Genomic DNA, 22794 nt, shown 5'->3' on the forward strand with positions numbered 1-22794 from the left:
CATGGATAGCGAGTATTATAAATTTTCAAAATGGCGCCTATTTCGTAAAGAAAAGGCCCGAGAGGAGCAGAAACGAAACTTATGAAAAGCTTAATTAATTTCTCGCTCAGGAACAAATTTGCCATTTGGCTTCTGACGATAATCATTGTATTTGCCGGTTTATATAGCGGACTGACAATGAAGCAAGAAACCTTACCTAATATTAGTATACCCTATCTTAGCGTAACAACCATTTATCCGGGTGCTGCACCAGAAGGTGTCGTAAATGATGTCAGCAAACCCTTGGAGCAAAAGCTACGCAATGTGGATGGTGTAAAAACGATCACCTCTACTTCTCTGGAGAATGCCTCCAGTATCCAAATCGAGTTCGATTATGGTACGAATCTGGATAATGCGACAGCAGCAGTTCGCGAATCGCTAAATGAAGTCTCACTGCCAGACAATGCGCAGAAGCCTTCCATTTCTCGCTTTAGCCTTAGCTCAATGCCTGTCGTTTCCCTCAGTCTATCCAATGGGGATTCAGAGGATCTCGAGGAACTAACCCGTATTGCCGAGAACGACATTCGCCCTGCCCTTGAGGATGTTGAGGGTGTCGCTTCTATACAAATCTCTGGACAATATGTTAAAGAGGTTTCGCTTAAGTTCAATCAAGACAAGCTGAGCCAATACGGATTAACCGAAGATACAGTTAAAGGTATTATTCAAGGCTCTTCCCTCCGTGTTCCACTAGGACTGTTCGAGATGGACAAAGCCCAAAAGGCAGTAGTAATAGATGGCAACATCACTACTGTTGATGATCTTAAAAATGTGGCCATTCCAGTGATGCCAACTGGGGCTGCCGGTGCTGCTGGCGCTGGTTCTCCTGGAGCTGAGGCTGCTGGGGCTGCCGGAGCAGGTGCCGGAAGTGCGGCTGGTGCAGGCGCTGTAGGCGGAGCTGCAAATATGGGACTGCCAACTGTGAAGCTGGGAGAGCTTGCCACGATTGAGGTTGTTGGGAATTCTGAATCTATCTCCCGTACGAATGGTAAAGAATCGATCGGTATCCAGATTGTCAAAGCCAATGATGCCAACACTGTTGATGTCGTAAATGGCGTTAAGGACAAAACTGAAGAATTAAAAGCACAATATAAAGGCATCGATCTAACAGTTCTGCTTGACCAAGGTAAGCCGATTGAGGACTCCGTAAATACAATGCTGTCCAAAGCGGTATTTGGTGCCCTTTTCGCAGTAATTATCATTTTGGTCTTCTTGCGGAATATTCGTTCGACGATCATTTCTATCATCTCTATTCCATTATCCCTACTGATCGCAGTGCTATGTCTGCGTCAAATGGATATCACACTGAATATGATGACCCTTGGTGCGATGACCGTTGCCATCGGACGGGTAGTCGATGACTCGATTGTCGTCATAGAGAACATATACCGGCGGCTCTCCTTATCTGGTGAGAAGCTAAAAGGCCGGGAATTAATCAGTGCAGCGACCCGTGAAATGTTCGTACCCATCATGTCCTCAACGATTGTAACCATCGCGGTGTTCTTACCGCTTGCTCTCGTAAGTGGTATGGTTGGCGAGCTGTTCTTGCCTTTCGCTTTAACCATGGTCTTCGCCCTGCTCGCTTCATTGGTAGTTGCGATTACCCTAGTGCCTGCAATGGCTCACTCGCTGTTCCGCAATGGATTGAAAGGTAAGAAAACGCATAGTGAGAAACCAGACAGACTGTCTGCCGGTTATCAAAAAATTCTGAACTGGTGTCTTTCTCATAAGCTGGTTACGTTCGGAGTTGCAGTTCTCCTCCTTGCGGGCAGCTTGTTCCTGATCAAGCCTATCGGCGTTAGCTTTATGCCTTCTCAAGAGGATAAAACGGTAATGTTAACCTACTCACCGAAGGCTGGACAAAGAACTGAAGAAGTTCAAGAGCAAGGCCTGAAAGCTGAGAAATATATTTTAGCGCAGCAGCATGTGGATAAAATGCAATATTCCATCGGTGGCGGCGGCCCAATGGGTATGGGCGGATCCAGCAACTCAGGACTCTTTTTCATCGTTTATGATAGCGATACTCCTGATTTCGAAAACGTAAAAGAGAAGTTGATCGAAGGCTTAGCCGCAGAAGTTCCAGATGGTGTATGGGGCGATATGTCCGCCATGATGAGCGGAGGTATGGGTGGAAGCACGTTAACCGTAAATGTATTCGGAGATGAACTAGATCAAATTAAGCCGGTAGCGGATGAGATCGCCAAGATCGTACAAGCTGACACCGCTAATTTCAAAGATGGAGAAACAAGCCTCAAAGAAGCTTACGATCAATATACGATTGTAGCGGATCAAGAAAAGCTTAGCTCCCTTGGACTTACAGCGGGACAAATTGCGATGAAGCTTGCTCCTGCAGGCACACGTCCGGTACTCACAGAAGTAGAAATGGACGGCAAGAACTACAAAGTCTATATCGAAACTGATAAAGAAACGTATAAGAGTATTAAAGAAATGGAAGAGGCTACATTGACTTCACCACTAGGCATTTCCGTGCCAATCGGGCAAGTCGCTAAAATTGAAAACGGCTCTTCCCCTGACTCGATTACTCGAATGGACGGTAAAATGAAGGTGGATGTCACTGCTGAAATTATCTCTAGTGACGTCAATAGTGCTTCAAATATCGTGAAGGAAAAAGTTGATGCTATGGAATTACCTGATGGCGTAACGGTTAGCTTCGGTGGTGTAACTGAGCAGATCAATGATACGTTTGGTCAATTAGGTATTGCTATGGCGGCTGCTATTGCCATCGTATACTTCGTGCTTGTGGTTACATTTGGTGGTGGATTAGCTCCATTTGCTATCCTGTTCTCACTTCCTTTCACCATCATCGGGGTACTCGTAGCCCTTCTGATTGCTGGGGAAACCTTAAACGTCTCCTCCCTCATGGGTGCGCTGATGTTGATTGGTATCGTAGTTACAAATGCGATTGTCCTCATCGACCGCGTTATTCATAAGGAAAAAGAAGGAATGACCACACGTCAAGCCTTGCTTGAAGCAGGCGGTACACGTTTACGTCCAATCTTGATGACTGCACTTGCAACAATTGGTGCATTGCTGCCACTGGTTACAGGACTTGAAAACAGTGCGGGGATCATCTCCAAAGGACTAGGCGTTACCGTTATCGGCGGCTTGATCAGCTCCACACTGCTGACACTTGTAGTAGTACCAGTTGTGTATGAGTTCCTGATGAAATTCCGCAGCAAAAAGGTAATTGACTAAAACACTTGATGCGAATCAAGTAAACACGCTAGATGAAGAAGCTGTCTCAAAAGTAGTGAATGCTACTTATGGGATAGCTTCTTTTTTATGGAATGGGCAAAGAAACGGGCGCTACTTATCCATTATTTTTTTTTGGTTGTGTAATGGGGCTTTTATACGGTAGCGGCGAGTGATTCGCAATAGGCTACTATGTAACGGACAGTGGTTCTAAAAATAATTAGGGAAAAGCTCCCTAAAAAAAGCCGATAATCACTCAAAATTAATGAAATTAGGGAATTCCTCCCTAATAATCAGCTAATTCGCATGATTTATCGCCAAGTCAGGTGAATTATAGGGAAGTTTTCCCTAATTACACGACTTGTGAGCATTAACACCAGAGTTTTAGGGAGAAATTCCCTAATTATTATTCTAGAGCTTCACTCGGATCGGAATTTGAGACTTCACTCAGATCATCATTTACCTACTTCACTTGGATCACCGCTTTGTTCGCCGCTTTGTTCGCCGCTTTGATCACCGCTTTGTTCACCATTCGATGCTTCATTTTCCAGCATAATTCACACCTCTTCAGCACGAAAAACCCGGCCTAATTTATAGGCCGGGCTCTGTATTATAGTGTTCTTATACCATTGCTGTTGCACTGCTCTCCAGCGAAGCTCTCCAGGAACGCAGCATTTGCAAATCAAGGGGTAGAAACTCAACGAGCATATGGGAAAGTCCCAAATACAACGTACTATCCGTTGCCGCATTTAATTTCTCACAGAACTGTGGAGTCCATTGCAGTAAATGATCCTCCAAAAAGGCTACCTGAATATCAAGTAGATCCATAGCACTTCTAATTGAGAAGCTATTGTACAACATCCGCTCATGCATTACTGCCATAAATTCCAGCTCAATAGCAATATGATCATCAGCCTCACCATTACATTTGTTAAATACGATTCCCGCGGAAGTATACACATCAGCAAGCACGTTGCAGAAATCTTCAGAACGCCCTAGAATAGCAGCTTCACGTAATTTAAAAGAGCTTACTGTTTGTTCATGCATAAGCCGTTTATACTCTTGGCTCTCTTTCTCGCATATATAAGGTAGCTTATTCGGTTCCTGACTCAAATATCGTTTCAGTTCCCGTCCACCTTCCGTCATCTCTGCTGCAACACTCATCTTGCGATTGCGGCTCCACTGAGCCACAAGCGAGAGTGATGGTTTTCTACCCAAAAAATCCACTAAAAGCTGATATATTAATCCCCGACTTTCCAACCAATGGCTAAATGCCTCCGGCACGGCGAGCGATGGAACAGTTTGCATAGTCATTTTGCAAATCCTCCTCAATGGGTTTCCCGGTCACGCATCGTCACATTACGATATGCATTTTCCGGTATCCTTTCTGTTTTCGCAAAAGTGAACGTAAAAGTAATCCGCACCTAGATTATATCGGATATTTAAAACGCTTTCCGTGAGCATTCTATGACTAATCACTTCATTTGTCGTACTTTTGTCACATTTTCGCAAGTCTATTTCGGCTTCGTTATTTTATTTAGTTTGTCCATTATTATGCAAAAAAATCATATGCCGACTTCTTCAAAAAGGGAGTGCTCGACCCATCCAACACTTTGCTCATTGACGTACCTCCGAGCGATCTTTAAAATTCTAAACAAGTATAAACGCCTTCGCCTCCTCTTAAGGAGAGAAGCACTCAAAACACCAACAAATGAAGGGAGCAACGCCATGGAGCCGCTGACGGACCCTTTTGGACGTTTACACGATTACATCCGCATTTCGGTTACCGACCGCTGCAACCTGCGTTGCATTTATTGTATGCCAGCGGAAGGGATGGAATTCCAGCCGCAGGACGAGATTCTAAGCTATGAGGAAATCACCGCAATTGTGGAATCGCTAGCCCCCCTTGGATTGCGTAAGGTACGGCTAACAGGAGGAGAACCTCTTGTACGCAAAGACCTGGAGAAGCTAGTGACTATGATATCCGCCATTCCGGGGATTGACGATATTTCACTGACTACGAACGGATTAATGCTTCCAGCGAAAGCAGCGCTGCTAAAAGAAGCCGGGCTGTCACGAGTGAATATCAGTCTGGACTCTTTACGGCAAGATCGCTTCTCTATGATTACACGCGGCGGTGAAGTCTCCAAGGTACTAAAGGGAATCGAGGCAGCACAAGCTGCTGGACTGGAGCCAATCAAGCTTAACGTTGTATTAATGAAGGGGATTAATGATGACGAGATCAAAGACTTCATCTCCCTTACGTTGAACAGTCCACTAAATGTACGCTTTATTGAATATATGCCCATCGGAAGTGCTACTGATTCTTGGCGCCAATCCTATCTGCCGCTGGAAACGGTTATAGAAGCTTGTACTGCGGCCGGCTGGGAGACCGAGGAGGCAGAGATGCCATCTGGTAATGGCCCTTCCCAGAATCGGCAGGTTATTGGAGCGCAAGGAACGTTCGGTCTAATCCATCCAGTAAGCGATCACTTTTGCGATAACTGCAATCGTCTAAGACTAACTGCAGATGGCCATATCAAAGCTTGTCTATATTGGGAAGATGAGTACAATGTCCGCCCCCTAATAAGCGATCCCGCAGCAGTGCAGGCCTTATTCCGCAAAGCTCTGGGTAACAAGCCACATAACCACGAAATGGCATTAGCCTTGGAGAAAAAAGCACAAAGCCACACGCCGACGGCTCGGCGTATGTCTCAAATTGGAGGCTAGTCCGTCTCATTAAAAACGCCGCTTTCCCCAAGTCATCTGGGAAAAGCGGCGTTTCATTTAGAGATTAAAGGATAGCCTTCGCCATCCACTATTATAGATATAGAGCCTCGAGCAGCTTGTAAAGCGTCGTTGCTGCCTCCGCTCTTGTAGCATTATTCTCAGGTCGGAACGCATGATCCTCAAATCCACCCAAAATACCAGCTTCAACACCTGCTTGTACAGATGACTGTGCCCATTGTGGAATGGAAGCAAGATCCACAAAGTTCCCCTCATTATCCGTTTGCTTATGGGCATTGACCTTCAAAGCATTAGCGAGCATAACTGACATTTCAGCACGTGTAATCTTCTCAGAAGGCTCGAAGAACTTTTTACCGTTTACATCATATCCACGAAGGATTCCGGCATCTACCGCCGCTGCTACATCACCTGCAGCCCAAGCTGGAATCGCACTTTGATCCTCGAATTTCACTGTGCTGCCTGTAGTTTGCAAACCAAGCGCCCTTACAATCATAGAAGCGAACTGCGCCCGGGTAACATCCTCATTCGGGCGGAAGGTATGATCCTCGTACCCTTTCATGATGCCCATGCCAATTAGACGGTCTGTAAATTCTGTGGACCAATGATTATTCAAATCAGTAGGCGATGGGGCCTTATAATTAAACACAGCATATTTGGCAAATTGATTTACACTTGCAGTTATAGTCCCATCCGATTGGATGCTTCCACCTACATATACCCACTTATTAAGCTGTTCATTGTAATAGTAAATAGCTGCTTTATGCCCTGGTGTAATCTGACCCGCATCGTAATTCAGAGATAGTTCTACGGGTTTATTAAGCATTCCAATCTTGTCGCTAGTAAGCTCTAATACTGCACTCACAGCCTGAAGATCACCCATCACTGGTGTCTCACCGGTGGCAACAACCGTAAAGACAATTTCACTGTCTGCAGACAATGCTCCAGCCGGAATTGTAAAGCTGCCCATGTCTTTAAGTGTGCCCGTTCCTCCCTGCTGTGCTTTTACATCCAATTCCACATACGGAGTTGTAGAAGGCTGCTCTGTAGGAGATGGCGTTGGCGTAGGGACTGAAGTTGCAACTGGGCCGCTGCCCCCTCCACTGCTGTTGCCCGCATTTACAACTACGGTGCGTACAACCTCAGCAGCCGCATTACCAGCCAAATCTGTGGCATTGTACTTCAGTGTATAGGTTCCTGGAGTCTGAACATCCACTGTTCCTATCACCAGGATAGAGCCTGCAACCCCAACCTTGTCAGTAACATCTGCGCCCGGGTCCTTGAAGTCATCGCCTTGAGTCAGACTAAGATTGCTCTCCCCCTTCAAGGTAATCACAGGTGCAGTACGATCGATATTCACAGTAATCGGCAATGTTGTCTTATTTTCTAAAGAATCCGTAGCCTCAAATTGCAGTTGATGTTGCCCTTCTTCCGAAATCTCAACTACTTTCCCACTTTCATAGGGTAGGAAATCTCCGTTCACATCATTCGCTAATTGAATAGATACATCTGACCCAGGAATATATACGCTGGCATATACACTTACGGAAACACTCTGATTCGTCCAGGTACCGCTTAAATACGTTTGTCCGTTCTCAGTCGTTAATGTGCTATGAAGCGCCAATGGAGTAATGCTATCATCTCCGCTAAGCGTTACTTCAAAAGACTTCGTTTCCGTAGCCAATCCCCGCTGGATCGTAGCTGTTAAGGTTAACTTCGTATCCTTTTTAGGTTGGTAGATGAGTTTACCTTCATTCGTCATCAGAACCGGATTAGAGCTGTTCCAAAGAATACTTGTTCCGTGTTTGCCTTCGGTAGGCAACGTTAGATCAGAAGTTACTGCGCTTGTGTCTCCTAGATCTAACTCAGTCATAGTATCGTTAACGGCCTGCTGATCGCTGTACGACTCCACATCAACAAAAATCGGATTGGAATAAAACCACATATCACTATAATTACGGGCATTGATTTCTTCGAAACGAGTCAGGTTATCGACAGTATTATTTTTAGGATCAATCTGCGGTTCGCCGTTTACGGTTTCTCCAGCAACGTCAGTTCCAAGATTAGTTCCTCTTAAACGGAAATAACGATCCTTGTCCGCTGCCCCTACCTGATACTTAATAACATTGTAGCCTTCGGCATCTGTAGTCCAGTCCTCGCTTGTGAAACGTTTCAGTACTTTTGTTGTATCGTTAGTTGCTTTGGTGTACTCAGGCGACCCAGGATCAACCTTGCCGTTGACTTCACCGGAGATCAAATCTACATGGTCCACTTTAACGGCATCGCCATTGTTATTTTGCTGTGGACTTTTGAAACGGATCGTAAGCTCTAGGTCGTCGCCTTGTTTTACGTCCAGTTCGCCGCCCATTTCTTCCTCTTGCCCATCTCCTGATACATTAAACTCTAAGGCGTTGATGAGATCTCCAAAGACAGAGAAGGATTTCCCTGACCGCATGCCGTCTACGACAGCATTAATATCGGAGCCATCCACCCAGGTGTAGTTCTTGGAATACTCACCAGGCCAGTAACCGCTAGAGAATTGATCATTTTTTGTTTTGAAATGAAAATCCGAGTTAGCAAAATTCCAGAACCTGCGGCCCTCACCAAGCAGAGCATCCCACATTCCTCCAAGCTGAGCAACCTTGACATCTGTACCCCCGTAAGTCTCAGGCGCCTCTCCTCGATCACTCGACATCTGATTGCCCAGCATACCTTCAAAGCCGAAGACAAGATTTGGATCGATATCATTAAAGTCCCGGACATCCTCTATTTTAAGCTCCGAGCTTGTACCATTTTTTCTGGAGGGATGATTGATCAGTACATAACTATCTGGATAATGACTGCTTAGCCATTTCATAGCTGTGCGTGTATCTTCTTTTGTAGAAAAAGATCTAGTATCCGCCGCACTCCACTCAGCCACATCTGTCGGATCGAACATACTTACATCCCGATTAGTAAATAAATATTCAAATTGATTAATAGCCTTCAAAGCTTCTGCGGACCCTGGTTGATCTGTAACAATGCCAACCGCTGCATGATCATATTGAGGCATATCCCACTCAAAGCCGGAAAAAATGATTTTCCCAGCGTATTTGCCTTCTGCCTGTAATTTCTTAATTTTCTCATTTTGATAATCCACAATGCCTTGAGACATCGGAATAGAACCGCCAGGGATATTCACCCCTTCGTCATCCCGGTCAGATACCCGAAGATGGTCAGCCAGTGCCATCCAGTCAAAACCATTTTGTTCAAATGCAGCATCTAGCACACTTTTCAAAGATTCCTGAGCATCATTCGATTCATAAGTATGTGCATGGTATTCACCTGTCATCCATTTCCCTGAATGTTCTGAAGTTGTAGCTGTGAAATCAGGCGTTGATTCACCTGAAGCACTGTAAACTGTCTGTAATGAAAAGTTGGGTGCTAACAATAATACGGCAAGCGAACTGGTCAGAAAAACGCGAATTTTGCTCTTCTTCAAAATATTTAATCCTCCGATGACTTTTTGATTTTCGTAGATTCTATATTTAGAATAGTAGAAAATTGTAAAGTCATGTCGGATTTTGTTGCATGTTTATGTAAATATTCATTTTTATATTAACATTACCGATTTATTTTACTTGCATTGGCAAGCTCACTATAAACGCTGTTCCTTCACCGGGTCGGCTAGCTACGGTTACTTTACCTTTATGCAGCTCAACGATTTTCTTAACCAGTGATAGGCCTAGACCACTGCCACCCCCGCTCGCGGTTCTAGCTTTGTCTGCCTTATAGAAGCGATCAAAGATGCGAGGTAAATCTTCGTCAGAGATGCCAATCCCGCTATCTTGAATCTCCACCTCTACGCGCTGATCTACTGATCGAAGCTTGATATGAATACATCCATTCTGGGGAGTGAATTTAATGCTGTTATGAAGAAGATTGGTCCAGACCTGAGTCATCAAATCTTTTACCGCAGTTACATTCAATTCTTCCAATTCAGCCTCTACCTCTATATTTTTCTCCAGCCACTGTGGTTCAGAAGCCAGAATCGTATCTCTAAGCTGCTTATCCAGACGGTAAGCCTGATTTTCAAACGGAAAGTTGCCCGATTCAAGCGCGGACAGCTTCAATAAATTATCACTGAGCCCAGATACGCGGGTACTCTCAGCCACGATAATATTAAGGTAGTGCCTCCTACTCTCCACACTCAGAGTCTCATACTGCAGCGCAAGAGCAAACCCCCGAATCGAGGTTAGTGGAGATTGAATTTCATGCGATACATTGGAGATAAAATCCTGGCGCATGGTCTCCATCTGGCTCAGTTCACTGGCCATGACGTTGATACTCTCTACAATCTCACCGAATTCACCATAATCCTTAGTATTATCCAGTACTACATTGAAATCACCTTTAGCAATACGCCCCAAGCCTTCGATGATCGATTTATAAAAAACACGTTCCCAGCCCCGGAATAACTTGGAGGATACCAATGCCATCATGAACAAGATTACAATACCGGCCATCACGCTGATTAATTGGACTAAATACTCCGAAGAGGGACGCCCAACCCTGCTATATATCCAGTTCATCAGGAAATAAGCTGCACTCCAGCTAATCGCAACGCCTCCGAAATAAACTAAAATCATCCCGATTCGCTTAACAATTTCTTTAAATCGATTCATGCCTCAGCCTCCAACCGATAGCCTAACCCCCGAATGGTACGAATAACGAACCCATAGTTATCCTGATTAAATCTTTCACGCAAACGATTGATATGCACATCTAGTGTTCGTTCATTCCCCTCAAAATCATAACCCCAAATCTCTTCGATCAGTCTGTCTCTAGTCAATGTCTGACCTGGATAGCTGCCTAGCTTAAACAACAGCTCAAATTCCTTAAGCGGCAAAGTGATTTCTCCATACTCTGAGGAGACCTCATACGTTTTACGGTTCATTCGCAACCGACCAACGGTCACTCTTTGTGCAGCAGAAATTTGATAACGCTTGAGCAGCGCCTTTACTCGTGCAATAAGCACCACTGGCTCAAAAGGCTTAACGAGATAGTCATCACTACCCAGCTCAAAACCTTTTACAATTTGTGAGGTTTCCCCTTTAGCCGTCAGCATTAAAATCGGAAAATCATAGTTCTGGCGCATCCGCCGGCATAGCTCCCAGCCGTCCAAATTGGGCATCATCACATCAATAATAGCTAAATCTATATTATTGCTTTCCAGTATCTGAAGAGCCTCCAGTCCATCGGAAGCTCCATAGATCTCATCCATTCCCTCAGCTCTCAGAAATACTTCTACCAATTCGCGGATGTGCGGATCGTCGTCCGCTACTAGTATTTTTGTCATGTGTCACTGGAGCCTCCTCTTCCTCTTCCTCTTCTGTGTCCTTAATCTCAATGGTATTCATTTGTAGCTGTTGAGTGGCAAATTCCCGGTATAGCTCATGATTGTCCAGTAACTCTTCATGTCTTCCCATTCCGGTAATCTGACCCTTTTCCATAAAAATAATCTGATCTGCATTTACAACCGTAGCCAAACGGTGGGCAATAACAACCGTGGTACGACCCTTCATTAAATTGGACAGCGCCTTCTGCACTACCGCTTCTGATTGACTATCGAGACTGGAGGTCGCTTCATCAAGCATAAGAATCTTCGGATTCCGCAGCAATGCTCTGGCAATGGCAATCCGTTGCCGTTGTCCACCAGACAGCTTCACGCCTCTTTCGCCGACATCCGTATTATATCCTTCAGGAAGGGCATCAATAAATCCATCTGCATAAGCCATGGCTGCTGCTGTGCGCATCTCCTCACTGCTAACGTCCCGATCCAATCCGTAGGTTAAATTCTCAGCAATCGTACCGGCTAACAGTGGGCTTTCTTGTGAGACGTACCCGATCAGCTTCCGCCACGAGCGCAGTGAGAAGGTCGACACTGGCATGTCGCCAAGCTTAATCTGACCTGACTGAGGTTTATAAAAACGTTCGAGCAACGAGAACAACGTGGTCTTACCGCCCCCGCTCGGACCAACAATAGCCGTCACCTGACCCGGAAGCATACGGAAGCTTACATCGGTCAACACATTCTCACCTTTTTTATATCCAAAGCTTAGACCCTCTACCGAGATTGGACCTTCAGCACCGGTTGCCTCTTCCTGTCCCTCGTATACTTCCTCTTCTGCTGCCAAGGTATCAATAATACGCTCTGAGGCACCCTTAGCCTTCTGAATCTGTGTGAAGAACGTAGTCAATTGAGTAAGTGGCATAATTATCTGAATAAGATAAAGAATAAAGGCGACTAGTTCACCAGCGGTAAGGACACCGGAAGATACCTGCATTCCACCGTAGCCGATAATGACGACGAGCAACATCATAAACACAAAGGAAACTAGCGGACTGATCATGGCGCTAATCTTACCTTCACGAATACCAAAGGAAAGCAGATTCATAATTCCGGTTTTGCCTGCTTCGTACTCTTTCTTCTCTGCACCCGAGGATTTCACCAGACGGATCTCTGACAATACACCACTTAATGTAGCGGTAAACGAGGCTGTCTCGTCTTGCATCCCCTTGGAGATTTTATACATCTGCCGTCCAAGCGGCACTAGAATCAGCGCAGAAAGCGGAAGCACTGTAAAGAGAACCAGCGTCATTTTCCAATTGAGAAATAATAACACTGAAATAGAGCCCACAATAGAGATCACTCCGGTAAATAAACTAGCTAAATGTTCAGAAATCAGTGTTTTGATGATCCCTGTGTCATTCGTCATGCGGCTGACGCTTTCTCCCGTTCGATTGTCGTTGTAGTAAGCCACAGGCAGAACTAAAAACTTACGCCACAGGCGATCCCGCAGACCTGCAACCATCTTCTGACCCACATAATTAAGCAGATAGATGGAGATCCCTCCCGCAATGGTCTGCGCGATAAACGCGGCTGCTATACCCGCAATCTGAAGCTTACTAACGGAGGCTAGTGAGAAGCCATCCACTAAATTTTTAGTGAACATCGGAATTACCAGACTGACTAATGTCGATATCATGCTTAGTGCAATGGCTATAGCCAATAAGCCGTATGAAGGCTTGGTTTCTCTTAGTAGCATCAAGAACGGCTTCAGCGCCATCTTTCGCTTGGATTCGGATTTCTTCATAACAATAACTCCCCTTTTCTTGGTACCTCTACGAGAAAAGCATAGTAATATCTTTCTCGTCTTTCAATTATCCTATCTGCAAATTGTAAACTGAAGTTAAACCCGCCGATTAGCCATTTTGCGTCTTCTTCACCTTTTGTACCACGTTTTATGCGTTTTTTGTCGCTTATCGTCTCAAACCTAAATAAACACCAAAATAATGTAAAAAAGTAAAAAAGGGTGTTTGTATCCCTTTTCAACACGTGTTACAGTGATAGAAGGGCCTACTATTGGTCATTCTACTCCATGCAAGATATTTAGTGAGAAAGGAGTGAACCATTTGCGAAAAGGCGCTATTCCATCTTCTATCACGTCTTTAAAATGGTTCAATTTTTTTGTATATGGAACCATGGTCCTCTTCACCAGCTTCTTTCAACTATACTTGCTGGATGTAGGGATGAACAAATTAGAGATTGGTGTCTTATTCTCTATGGGAGCGCTGGTATCCATATTTGCAAATCCATTCTGGGCGTTCTTAACAGACCGTTCTCAGAATATACGGCGTATCGTTTTGCTTATGTTATTCGGAACGCTAGTGGTCTCACAGTTTATGTTTCGAGCAAATACATATGAGATGATCTACAACGCCATTATTTTATTTTATTTCTTCCAAGGGCCATTATTTGCTCAAAGCAACTCGATGATTCTTTGCTATATTGAGGGAACTAATCAGCGCTTCCGTTCTTTCCGGCTTTGGGGCTCAATAGGGTGGGCACTGATTGCGATTGTCGCCGGTTTTATCCTTGATTGGGCTGGCGTATCCATCTTGACCTATCTGCTTACAGCGTTACTAGGTGCATCAATTCTATCCGTTCTTGTATTACCCAAAATTAACCATACTATTATGAGAGCTCCGATGCCGTTTAAAGGCCTAAGTAAAGTGATTTTCAATCCCTTTTTCCTGTTGTTTTTGTTATTTGGCATTCTGGTTTCCATACCAAACACGATGAACACCACATTCATCTCTTTGTATATTACGGATCTGGGCGGTTCTAAAAAAATGATTGGTCTTGCCGTGTTTCTCTCCTCCATTTTGGAGATAGGCGTATTCGTTCTCTGTGACCGATTCCTAAAACGAAAAATTTCTGTTCTGCTCGGCTGGCTTGCATTGGTCAGTGGTTTGTTCGTTCTGCGTTGGTGGTTTATGGCTGATGCGACCACTTCCATTCAAGTAGTGTTTATTCAGATTTTGCACTGCATAACGTTCGGCGGCTTCTTCTATGTAGGGACCCAATTGACGATGCTCTTGATTCCACGGCCTTATCGCTCTTCCGGACAAGCGCTCTACACCCTAAGCTGGAGTGGGATATCCGGTTTCATTGGAGGCATTCTCGGAGGTTGGATGTATCAATATCTGGGTGCGCAGAGCATGTATCAGACGGGTGTATTCTTGACGCTGTTTGGAACGCTCGGTTTTGGCTTTATGTGGCTCTTTGTTAGTCGTGGAGGTTATCGTCCCCCTACAGAGGAAGAAGAAGAGCTATCCGAGATTGAAATTTTATAGACACGAAAATAAAAAAGAGGCTCAGGCGTACCCGCACGGGACGCTTGAGCCTCTTTCAATATAATCAACTTGATCGAGTTAAATATTAGCCTTGTTTAGGAGGTTGAAATGAACTCTTCAGTGAAACGATAAGGTTGAATACGAGATGTCCAGGTGCCGAATATTTGCTATCCACATTAAAATAGCCATGACGGAAGAACTGGAATTTATCCTGAGCCACGCTATCCTTAAGCGCTGGTTCAACAAACCCTTGTAAGATTTCAATGGACTTAGGATTAAGCTGATCTAAGAAGCTAGGCTCCGATTTCTCTACCGAGGAATCCAAACCTTCTACTTCCACAGCCTCATCCGCTTCTTCAGCAGAAATCAAAGGCTCGTATAAACGAAATTCCGCAGGAACCGCTTGGCTAGCTTCCACCCAGTGCAACGTCCCTTTTACCTTACGGCCTGTAAATCCGCTGCCACTCTTCGTTTCTGGATCATACGTACAATGCAGCTCCACTACCTCGCCATTCTCATCCTTAATAACCTCATTACATTTGATGAAATAAGCGTGCTTCAGACGTACTTCATTGCCAGGGAACAACCGGAAATATTTGTTCGGCGGATTCTCCATAAAGTCATCACGCTCAACATAAATTTCACGTGAGAACGGAATTTGGCGTACACCCATTTCCTCATTCTCTGTATTATTCTCCGCTTCAAGCCATTCTGTTTGACCTTCCGGATAATTGGTGATAACAACCTTAAGCGGTCGCAGCACAGCCATTGTACGCGGTACAGTTAGCTTAAGATCCTCACGGATAAAGTGTTCCAGCATTTGCAGGTCCACCAGGCCCTGACTCTTAGAGATACCTGCTTCATACACGAATTTACGAATCGCTTCCGGCGTATATCCTCTTCGGCGTAGACCAGAAATCGTCGGCATCCGCGGATCATCCCAACCATCCACATGTCCTTCGTCTACAAGCAGCTTCAACTTACGCTTACTAGTCATCGTTTGAGCTAGATTCAGACGACCAAATTCATATTGATGTGGAACAGACGGCATCTCACATTCAGCTACGACCCAATCATAAAATGGACGTTGATCTTCGAATTCGAGTGAGCAAAGGGAATGAGTAACTCCCTCAATAGCATCTTCTAACGGATGAGCGAAGGTATACATTGGATAGATACACCATTTATCGCCTGTGTTATGGTGATGTGCATGTGTAATCCGATAAATTACAGGATCACGCAGGTTAATGTTCGGTGATGCCATGTCGATCTTGGCGCGAAGGACCTTCTCGCCGTCCTTGAATTCGCCTGCACGCATACGCCGGAACAAGTCCAAATTCTCTTCGATGCTACGATCGCGATGCGGACTGTTCTTCCCTGGCTCCGTCAGCGTTCCCCGCAATTGACGAATTTCATCCGCACTGAGGTCATCGACATAAGCTTTGCCCTTTGTAATTAATAATTCGGCACGTTTGTACATTTCCTCAAAATAATCAGATGCAAAACGCAGCTCTTCCCATTCATAACCGAGCCACTTTACATCTTCCTGAATCGAGTTCACATATTCCGTATCCTCTTTAGCCGGATTCGTGTCGTCAAATCTTAGGTTCGTCTTGCCACCGAACTCGTCCGCCAGTGTAAAGTTAATCCAGATCGCCTTGGCATGTCCGATATGTAAATAACCGTTCGGCTCCGGCGGAAAGCGTGTAATAACTTCCTTTACTTTACCCGTACGGAGGTCCTCGGTAATAACATTCTTAATAAAATTGGAGGGGGTGCTACGGTTCTCCACAGCTATCAACCTTTCGTTCTGTAGTGTTACACTACTTCTTGTATAAACATGTTTCCTACTAATATACCCGTTAACTCTAGATTGTTCAATAAAAGGGGGCATAAGGCATAGATCATTTTTTAGCATCTTTAGACCTTTTGACTTCTGTCAGGGCGATAGAGTAGCATGATAATCATAAGAAATAATCCATAATCATACATAAGGCCTTGTGCCAAAAAGGAGGCAACCGCTTGTTTAATTATGTCATCGATGAAGAGCTGATGTTAAAGCCGCTCATGCCGGAGCACGCTCGGCACTTGTTCACGTTAGTAGAGCACTCACGGGATCGACTAAGACAATGGCTCCCTTGGGTGGATGCCGTTACGGAACAGGCTCACACTCTAGATTTCATCAAAAATACGATTAAACAAAGTACCGAGAATGGTGCTTTTACCGCTGGACTATGGGTTCGTGGGGAGCTCGCCGGTGTGATTGGGTATCACCAGATTGACTGGCATAACCGATCCGTTGGTATCGGCTACTGGCTTGGTGAAGGATTTGAAGGCAAAGGGTATATGACCAGCGCCTGTCGGGTTCTAGTGGACTATGCACTTCTGGAGATGGAGCTGCAACGTGTAGAAATCCGCTGCGCAACCGGCAATGTTTCCAGTAGAGCGATTCCGGAACGGCTTGGTTTTGTGCTTGAGGGTGTGATTAGACAGGCAGAGAAATTGCCTGATGGCTACGTGAACCACGCCGTATACGGTTTGTTGCGTAGCGAGTGGCAATTGCTCGGCTAAGTTACGCAAGTAAATTAAACACACAAAACAAAATAAACCTGGCAGGCATATGCCTCCAGGTTTATTTTGGCTAATAGATATAGGCTAATCTTCAGACAGACCCAGCTGTTTTCGAAACTTGTTCCGAACTACAGCAGAGAGAGCCTCTAGCTCCGCAAGCTCAGCCAGTGCAGCTTCCTCTTGCAGGCCCACCTGCATTAAATGCAGAACATGCGCTACGGACGCACCGCCAGCACCAGCTTCTTTTTTAACAATGGCATCTCCGGTTGAAATCTTCCCCTCACGAAGCACGCGCAAATAAAATCCGCTATATCTAGTATCCAGCACTTGAGCGGGGAGATCTGCCGGACCATGCTTTTGCGAGATTTTGAAGCAAGGATAACGTGGCTGGCTGACCTGCAGCACAGTGGTGCCTATTTCGTACACATCACCTATGCACACGTCTGTCTCCAATAAGCCGGCAGTTGTTATATTTTCCCCGAAGACAGAGTATTCCAGCTTCTTTCCTAGCTGTTTCTCCCAGTAGGAATAATGCTCAATCGGATAGGCACAGACCGCCTTATCAGGGCCTCCATGATGTTTAAGATCCGCTTGACCATCTCCGACAAAACCGTTGGTATGTAACTGAACCGCTCCTTCTACAGGCATTTTATAAATCCCAGTCTCCAAAGGTTTTCCCCGATAATCCACTGTTACCGGGCGACCCACGTTAAGCGAGATGATCTCCATATCCTTCTCCTCCTGTCAGCATGCAGCACATAAATATTTCATCCACATAACGACCGCCAAGATAAAACTCTTCCTGCAGACGTCCCTCTTCTACAAATCCACATTTACGATAAAAAGAAAGCGCTGACTCATTGCAGGATAATACGCGTAGACGAAGCTTCCGAATAGCATTTTCTGCGGCATGTTCCTTAATCGCCTCTATGAGCTGTCGGCCAATACCTAAGCGTTGATAATCTGGATGGACAGCAATATAGACTTCGCACACATGCCTGTTGCTCTCCATTCGACTAGGACAACCAAACCCAACATATCCGCAAAGCTTGTCATCCTTCAGCGCTACAAGTTGCGAACCCGGAGGAGCATTCAATAGGTAATCCTCTTGGGAACGCCACATTAAAGGCCCCGGGCTAGTGTGCTCCGTCCAGATCAAATGATCCAGATGAATCAGTTCCCGCACGTCTTTAATCTCTGAGAACCTTATGATAAGCCTATCCTTATTGCTTAGTTTCATATAAGATGTACACCCCTTGCTTTGCACCTCTATAGAATCACAGTAGATCACCTGAATCCACTATGCACAACTATCCAATTGACCGCTCCAGTGAATTTCCTCGGCGGTTGATATACGCATGAACAATAAAGAATCCTACGGATAGCAGTGCCATCGCACATGCCAACCATGCGGTAGGCGCTAAGCCTCCACTATCATACAATCTACCCATTAAGTAAGGCCCAATCACCCTTCCGACTGCCCCCATACCTCCACTAAGCCCTAAATAGAATGGAGCACTTCGACCTGCATGATCCGAAATAAAGGAAGGCATGGCCGGAGATATCAGCATTTCCCCAAGCGTAGCGAGCACCATCCCAAGCACTAGACCTGAATAAGTCGGCATCCATAAAAGAACAGCATAACCACCCAAATAAAATAGAGCACTTACAGTCATTTGCGCTGTTGAGGTGGACGCGAACCAACGTTTAATCACCGTTACGAGCGGCTGGGCCGCAAAAATAAGAATACCGTTGAGCGTCCAGAGAAAACCATAAGTCTTCTTAGGCCAGCCCTCAGAAATAATGAACGGAGATACCCCTGTATTCCAGATAGAGTTCCCTAACAGTAGGAACATCGAGGCAATACCCATATAAAGATAAATCCGTGTATGTCCCATTAGCTTCCAGGTGGATTGTTTGTCAGGACCAGCCTTCTGGTGTTCTGCGACCTCCTGTGAAGAATCTCCTCCGACCTTCTTGAGATATACAAAAAAGAATACCGCAAATACCGCTGAAGTTATGCCGTTCATTACAAAGCTGAGCATATAAGAAATATCGGCCAAAAAACCACTTAACGCCGTACCCAGTGCTACACCAATATTATTAGCGACATAAATAACATTAAACAGCTCTCCGCGCTGCTTCGTAAAACGAAAGCCGATAAATGCCTGAATCGCAGGTAATGACAATGAATTAAAGAGTCCTACCAGTCCCATCGCGACCATAAATAACGTCCAGTTGTTACTTGCTGCCGGCAAAGTGAACAGTGCAAGTGCATTCATGCCCAGCGCTCCGACAATCAGCCGGTTAACGCCTACCTTATGATAGAGTGAGCCCCCGAGTAGTTGACCCACAATCCCTCCAACTGATTGAATAAGAATCACTAATCCAGCATCCGACATGCTGCGTCCAAGCTCATCAAAAACATACATTGTAACCAGTGGCCACATCAGTGCACTACCCGTTGCATTAATAAGGCTAGCAATTAAAAATATCTTAACTTCTTTAGGATAATTCTGTAAAAACTTCATAAGTAGTGTACATCCCCTGTAATATATGTGTCATTATTCCATCCAGTATTATCCCAAAACAGGGTTCAGGGCAAGCAGACGCATTGACGTGCTATCGTGATAAAGTCTTAGTACACTTTACCTCTTAATTAGGACTAACTTCAACCGTAGCTGAGAAAAAAGTAGCACCCGTTCCCATCTATTTATATTTTATAGTTGCTGCTGTCGTCCGTAAAGCAGACTAAACAAAACGATGTGATTCGTTCTTGCAAAGTCGGGGTAATAGAGCCTAGAAACACTCCCCCTTCTAAAATCCGCCGTGCGTCCGAATCGTTCCCCCGAGCTCGGATACATCACGGCGGATTTTATTTGTCTATAACATCAAAAAGCACCCCTCGACTATGCTAAGGAGTGCTCTATAAGATAGGTTTAGGCGTGTTTCTTTACACCGCTGCCGGACATGCTGTCCACGGATTGAATAGATGCTGGCTCTTTACGTAAGTAAGCCATCCAATAAGCTGCCGCAACAAAGATCGCACCGCCAGTCAAGTTGCCTAGCCATACCGGAACAAAGTTGTTGAAGTACTCTCCCCATGAAAAATAGCCTTCAAAAATAGCCGCCGGAATTAAGAACATGTTAGCTACAACGTGCTGGAAGCCGATAGCTACAAAAGCCATCGTCGGGAACCAGATACCGAGGATTTTACCACTGAAGTTATCTGCTCCATAGGAGAGCCATACCGCCAAAGCTACGAGCCAGTTACAACCGATACCGGAAACAAATGCCGGCAAGAAGTCTGCCTCAAGCTTATGCCCTGCCATCTCTACTAATTTTTCCAGATACACACCGTCAGAGGTTAAACCAACCACGTGACCAAAAAAGTAAGCTACAAACAAAGCTCCCGCTAAATTGCTCAGGGTAATCAATACAAGATTCTTAATAACTTCCCAGAAAGATATCTTCTTCGCCATAAAAGCAAGCGGCACAGCCATCATATTGCCTGTCAGTAGTTCTCCCCCTGCAAGCAATACTAGAATCAATCCAACAGGGAAGACTGCTGCCCCAATAAAGTTAGCGATAGATCCCCATTCATGCGGTGCGCCAGCAATGACGCGAATATCCAGTAAAAATCCGAGCGCGATAAACGCCCCTCCCAGAAAGCCCAGAATTAGTACGGTGCTTAAAGGATTGTGCGCCTTTTTTATGCCGTTCTCGACCGTGACTGCGGCAATCTGCTGCGGTTTATTATAAGCCATGATTCCTATCCCCTTCATCTATTTACTTAAAATTTGTTCCTTTACGACCATTGTAGCGTGTCACAAAACACAATAACGTGACAATTATCACTTAATGAAAAACTAAGTGAAACTTTTCACTGACATGTCAAATTTAACGAAGCGCATCCATAATTACAATTGTAAGAATAGGCTCCATATTATTTTAAAGGTAAATAGTACCAGCATCAAACATGAAAAAACCGAAGCCATGAATGGCTCCGGTCTACCCGACTATAATGTTCTTATGCAATTACGTTAAACGGTTACTGCCTCTTTACTTGGTACTGATGTCGGCAGCGCTTGAATTCCTACGGTGTTCAGGAAGTTCCAAGGCTTATTGTAATGAGGTTGGAAGAAGAAATCGATAAAGGCCAGCTGGTCGATTGTCATTTTATTTTGAATACATACAGATACGGTGTTGATCGATTGCGTCAAATCCATCTTGGACATAATTTGTGCTCCGACAATGCGGCGTGTAGCACGATCAAATACAACTTTTAATTGAACCTGCTCGAACGTTGGCATAAATTCTGGACGGTAGTTGTCAATAATCGTGGTAGTCTCTACGTCCATGCCTTCAGCCTTAGCCGCTTCTTCTGTAAGACCGGTAGCAGCGATATTATCTTCATAAATCTTAATGCCCGAAGTCCCTTGAGTGCCCATATATGGAATCGTCTCTGTCATCAAGTTACGTGCGACCAAGGTGCCCATCCGTACTGCGTTGGTTGCTAGTGGAATATAAGCGTGCTTCCCTGTAGGGTTGTAATGAATCGCACAGCTGTCACCAGCGGCATACACATCTGGGCAACTAGTCTGCATATAGTCGTTGACCAAAATCGCACCATTTGGCAGCATATCCACCTGGCCTTTTAAGAGTTCAGTATTCGGACGGAAGCCGATGCAGAGAATAACAAGATCCGTCTCATGCTCTCCTGCGCTTGTGATAACCTTGGTAACTTTACCGCCTTCTCCAGCAAAAGAACTGACCTTCTCATTCAGTGCCAATTTAATGCCGTGATCCTTAAAGGAATGTTCGATTGGTGCAGTAAACTCTGGATCCAAATATTTATTCAGAATGCGGTCTTCACCATCAATCAGCGTTACTTGCTTCCCATTCATTTGGAAGGCTTCCACCAATTCAACGCCGATATAGCCAGCGCCTACGACTGTGATTTTGTTCGCATGTTTAGCTTTTTCTATAATGGTGTTGGAATGTTCATAATTCTTGCAAAGCAAGACGCCTTCCAGCTCAAGCCCTTCGAGCTTCGGCACAACCGGCCATGATCCAGTAGTCATAATCAGCTTATCGTAGGTATCATTAAACTCCTGTCCAGTTGCCAAATTGCGAACACGCAGTGTTTTGGACTTCGTATCCACTTCGGTCACTTCATGACGCATGTTCGTCTTTACTCCGAGCTCTGCAAGCTTCTCTGGGGAAGAATAGAACAGTCCGTGCGGGTCTTTGACCACTCCACCTACATATAAAGCAATGCCACAGGATAAGAAGGAAATATTATCATTACGCTCATATACCGTAATCTCAGCTTCTGGGTACAGTTGGGCAGTATTTACAATTGCGGCAGTTCCGGCATGGGTACATCCAATGACAGCTATTTTCATCATTTTCTTCCTCCTTCAAATGGACAACCTGGTTATATATTCGACTTGCTTGACTGACCAAATTAGATATCTGATCACCGATGAGTTAATTGTGATTTATTTCACTTTATAAACTGATTATATTGTGATATTTATCACATTA

General features: G+C 44.9%; 15 protein-coding genes. 4 read left to right on the forward strand and 11 right to left on the reverse strand.

The genetic code is table 11. From position 1 onward, the window contains the following. Nucleotides 1-81 precede the first annotated feature (81 nt). Nucleotides 82-3252, forward strand: coding sequence for an efflux RND transporter permease subunit (locus ACDZ28_RS06235; protein WP_375104229.1), 3171 nt, complete (start codon nt 82-84; stop codon nt 3250-3252). A gap of 618 nt (nt 3253-3870) precedes the next feature. On the opposite strand, the gene ACDZ28_RS06240 is transcribed toward ACDZ28_RS06235, so the two are convergent. Beyond that, the gene (locus ACDZ28_RS06240; RefSeq protein WP_042131399.1) at nt 3871-4563 is read right to left on the reverse strand and encodes a molecular chaperone; all 693 of its coding nucleotides are present in this window, start codon (nt 4561-4563) and stop codon (nt 3871-3873) included. Nucleotides 4564-4977: 414 nt separating this feature from the next. On the opposite strand from ACDZ28_RS06240, the gene moaA reads away from it, so the two are divergent. Further along, a complete protein-coding gene (gene moaA / locus ACDZ28_RS06245; protein WP_375104230.1) occupies nt 4978-5979 on the forward strand; it encodes a GTP 3',8-cyclase MoaA in 1002 nt (333 codons plus the stop codon). A gap of 91 nt (nt 5980-6070) precedes the next feature. On the opposite strand, the gene ACDZ28_RS06250 is transcribed toward moaA, so the two are convergent. From ACDZ28_RS06250 to ACDZ28_RS06265, 4 genes are all read right to left on the reverse strand, one after another. Then, nucleotides 6071-9475 (reverse strand): S-layer homology domain-containing protein, encoded by a 3405-nt coding sequence (locus tag ACDZ28_RS06250; RefSeq protein ID WP_375104231.1) that lies wholly within the window; start codon nt 9473-9475, stop codon nt 6071-6073. 130 nt (nt 9476-9605) lie between these two features. Continuing rightward, nucleotides 9606-10658 carry an ATP-binding protein gene (locus tag ACDZ28_RS06255; RefSeq protein ID WP_375104232.1) on the reverse strand — a complete coding sequence of 351 codons (1053 nt, stop codon included), beginning with the start codon at nt 10656-10658 and terminating at the stop codon, nt 9606-9608. After that, nucleotides 10655-11332: a response regulator transcription factor gene (locus tag ACDZ28_RS06260; protein WP_042131402.1), complete on the reverse strand. Its 678-nt coding sequence runs from the start codon at nt 11330-11332 to the stop codon at nt 10655-10657. Before ACDZ28_RS06260 ends, ACDZ28_RS06255 begins: the two co-directional genes overlap by 4 nt. Continuing rightward, nucleotides 11262-13130, reverse strand: coding sequence for an ABC transporter ATP-binding protein (locus ACDZ28_RS06265; RefSeq protein ID WP_375104233.1), 1869 nt, complete (start codon nt 13128-13130; stop codon nt 11262-11264). The genes ACDZ28_RS06260 and ACDZ28_RS06265 overlap by 71 nt, the downstream gene beginning before the upstream one ends. Nucleotides 13131-13440: 310 nt before the next feature. Between ACDZ28_RS06265 and ACDZ28_RS06270 the strand changes: the two genes are divergently transcribed. Next, on the forward strand, nt 13441-14673 hold the full coding sequence (locus tag ACDZ28_RS06270) for an MFS transporter (protein WP_375104234.1): 1233 nt from the start codon (nt 13441-13443) through the stop codon (nt 14671-14673). 85 nt (nt 14674-14758) lie between these two features. Here ACDZ28_RS06270 and ACDZ28_RS06275 read toward each other — a convergent pair whose 3' ends face one another. Continuing rightward, nucleotides 14759-16465, reverse strand: coding sequence for a glutamine--tRNA ligase/YqeY domain fusion protein (locus ACDZ28_RS06275; RefSeq protein ID WP_042131405.1), 1707 nt, complete (start codon nt 16463-16465; stop codon nt 14759-14761). A gap of 230 nt (nt 16466-16695) precedes the next feature. On the opposite strand from ACDZ28_RS06275, the gene ACDZ28_RS06280 reads away from it, so the two are divergent. Next, nucleotides 16696-17244, forward strand: coding sequence for a GNAT family N-acetyltransferase (locus tag ACDZ28_RS06280; protein ID WP_042131406.1), 549 nt, complete (start codon nt 16696-16698; stop codon nt 17242-17244). An 84-nt stretch (nt 17245-17328) separates the two neighbouring features. Here the strand turns inward: ACDZ28_RS06280 and ACDZ28_RS06285 are convergent, their stop codons facing one another. From ACDZ28_RS06285 to ACDZ28_RS06305, 5 genes are all read right to left on the reverse strand, one after another. Beyond that, nucleotides 17329-17973: an MOSC domain-containing protein gene (locus tag ACDZ28_RS06285; RefSeq protein ID WP_375104235.1), complete on the reverse strand. Its 645-nt coding sequence runs from the start codon at nt 17971-17973 to the stop codon at nt 17329-17331. After that, entirely contained in the window at nt 17954-18484 is a 531-nt protein-coding gene (locus ACDZ28_RS06290; protein ID WP_042131408.1) for a GNAT family N-acetyltransferase, read from the reverse strand. Before ACDZ28_RS06290 ends, ACDZ28_RS06285 begins: the two co-directional genes overlap by 20 nt. Before the next feature lie 70 nt (nt 18485-18554). After that, the gene (locus tag ACDZ28_RS06295) at nt 18555-19775 is read right to left on the reverse strand and encodes an MFS transporter (protein ID WP_341115501.1); all 1221 of its coding nucleotides are present in this window, start codon (nt 19773-19775) and stop codon (nt 18555-18557) included. Nucleotides 19776-20183: 408 nt separating this feature from the next. After that, on the reverse strand, nt 20184-21011 hold the full coding sequence (locus tag ACDZ28_RS06300; RefSeq protein ID WP_042131410.1) for a formate/nitrite transporter family protein: 828 nt from the start codon (nt 21009-21011) through the stop codon (nt 20184-20186). Between the two features lie 276 nt (nt 21012-21287). Further along, entirely contained in the window at nt 21288-22652 is a 1365-nt protein-coding gene (locus ACDZ28_RS06305) for an FAD-dependent oxidoreductase (protein ID WP_375105312.1), read from the reverse strand. Nucleotides 22653-22794 lie beyond the last annotated feature (142 nt).

This window comes from Paenibacillus sp. RS8 (assembly GCF_041956825.1).
Classification (GTDB): domain Bacteria; phylum Bacillota; class Bacilli; order Paenibacillales; family Paenibacillaceae; genus Paenibacillus_AQ.

Excerpts from the sequence above, each read along its gene's own strand:
- ACDZ28_RS06260 (WP_042131402.1), bottom strand. The coding sequence starts at position 11,332 with ATGACAAAAATACTAGTAGCGGACGACGATCCGCACATCCGCGAATTG.
- ACDZ28_RS06305 (WP_375105312.1), bottom strand. The coding sequence starts at position 22,652 with ATGAAAATAGCTGTCATTGGATGTACCCATGCCGGAACTGCCGCAATT.
- ACDZ28_RS06285 (WP_375104235.1), bottom strand. The coding sequence starts at position 17,973 with ATGGAGATCATCTCGCTTAACGTGGGTCGCCCGGTAACAGTGGATTAT.
- ACDZ28_RS06265 (WP_375104233.1), bottom strand. The coding sequence starts at position 13,130 with ATGAAGAAATCCGAATCCAAGCGAAAGATGGCGCTGAAGCCGTTCTTG.
- moaA (WP_375104230.1), top strand. The coding sequence starts at position 4,978 with ATGGAGCCGCTGACGGACCCTTTTGGACGTTTACACGATTACATCCGC.
- ACDZ28_RS06255 (WP_375104232.1), bottom strand. The coding sequence starts at position 10,658 with ATGAATCGATTTAAAGAAATTGTTAAGCGAATCGGGATGATTTTAGTT.
- ACDZ28_RS06235 (WP_375104229.1), top strand. The coding sequence starts at position 82 with ATGAAAAGCTTAATTAATTTCTCGCTCAGGAACAAATTTGCCATTTGG.
- ACDZ28_RS06290 (WP_042131408.1), bottom strand. The coding sequence starts at position 18,484 with ATGAAACTAAGCAATAAGGATAGGCTTATCATAAGGTTCTCAGAGATT.
- ACDZ28_RS06300 (WP_042131410.1), bottom strand. The coding sequence starts at position 21,011 with ATGGCTTATAATAAACCGCAGCAGATTGCCGCAGTCACGGTCGAGAAC.
- ACDZ28_RS06240 (WP_042131399.1), bottom strand. The coding sequence starts at position 4,563 with ATGACTATGCAAACTGTTCCATCGCTCGCCGTGCCGGAGGCATTTAGC.
- ACDZ28_RS06295 (WP_341115501.1), bottom strand. The coding sequence starts at position 19,775 with ATGAAGTTTTTACAGAATTATCCTAAAGAAGTTAAGATATTTTTAATT.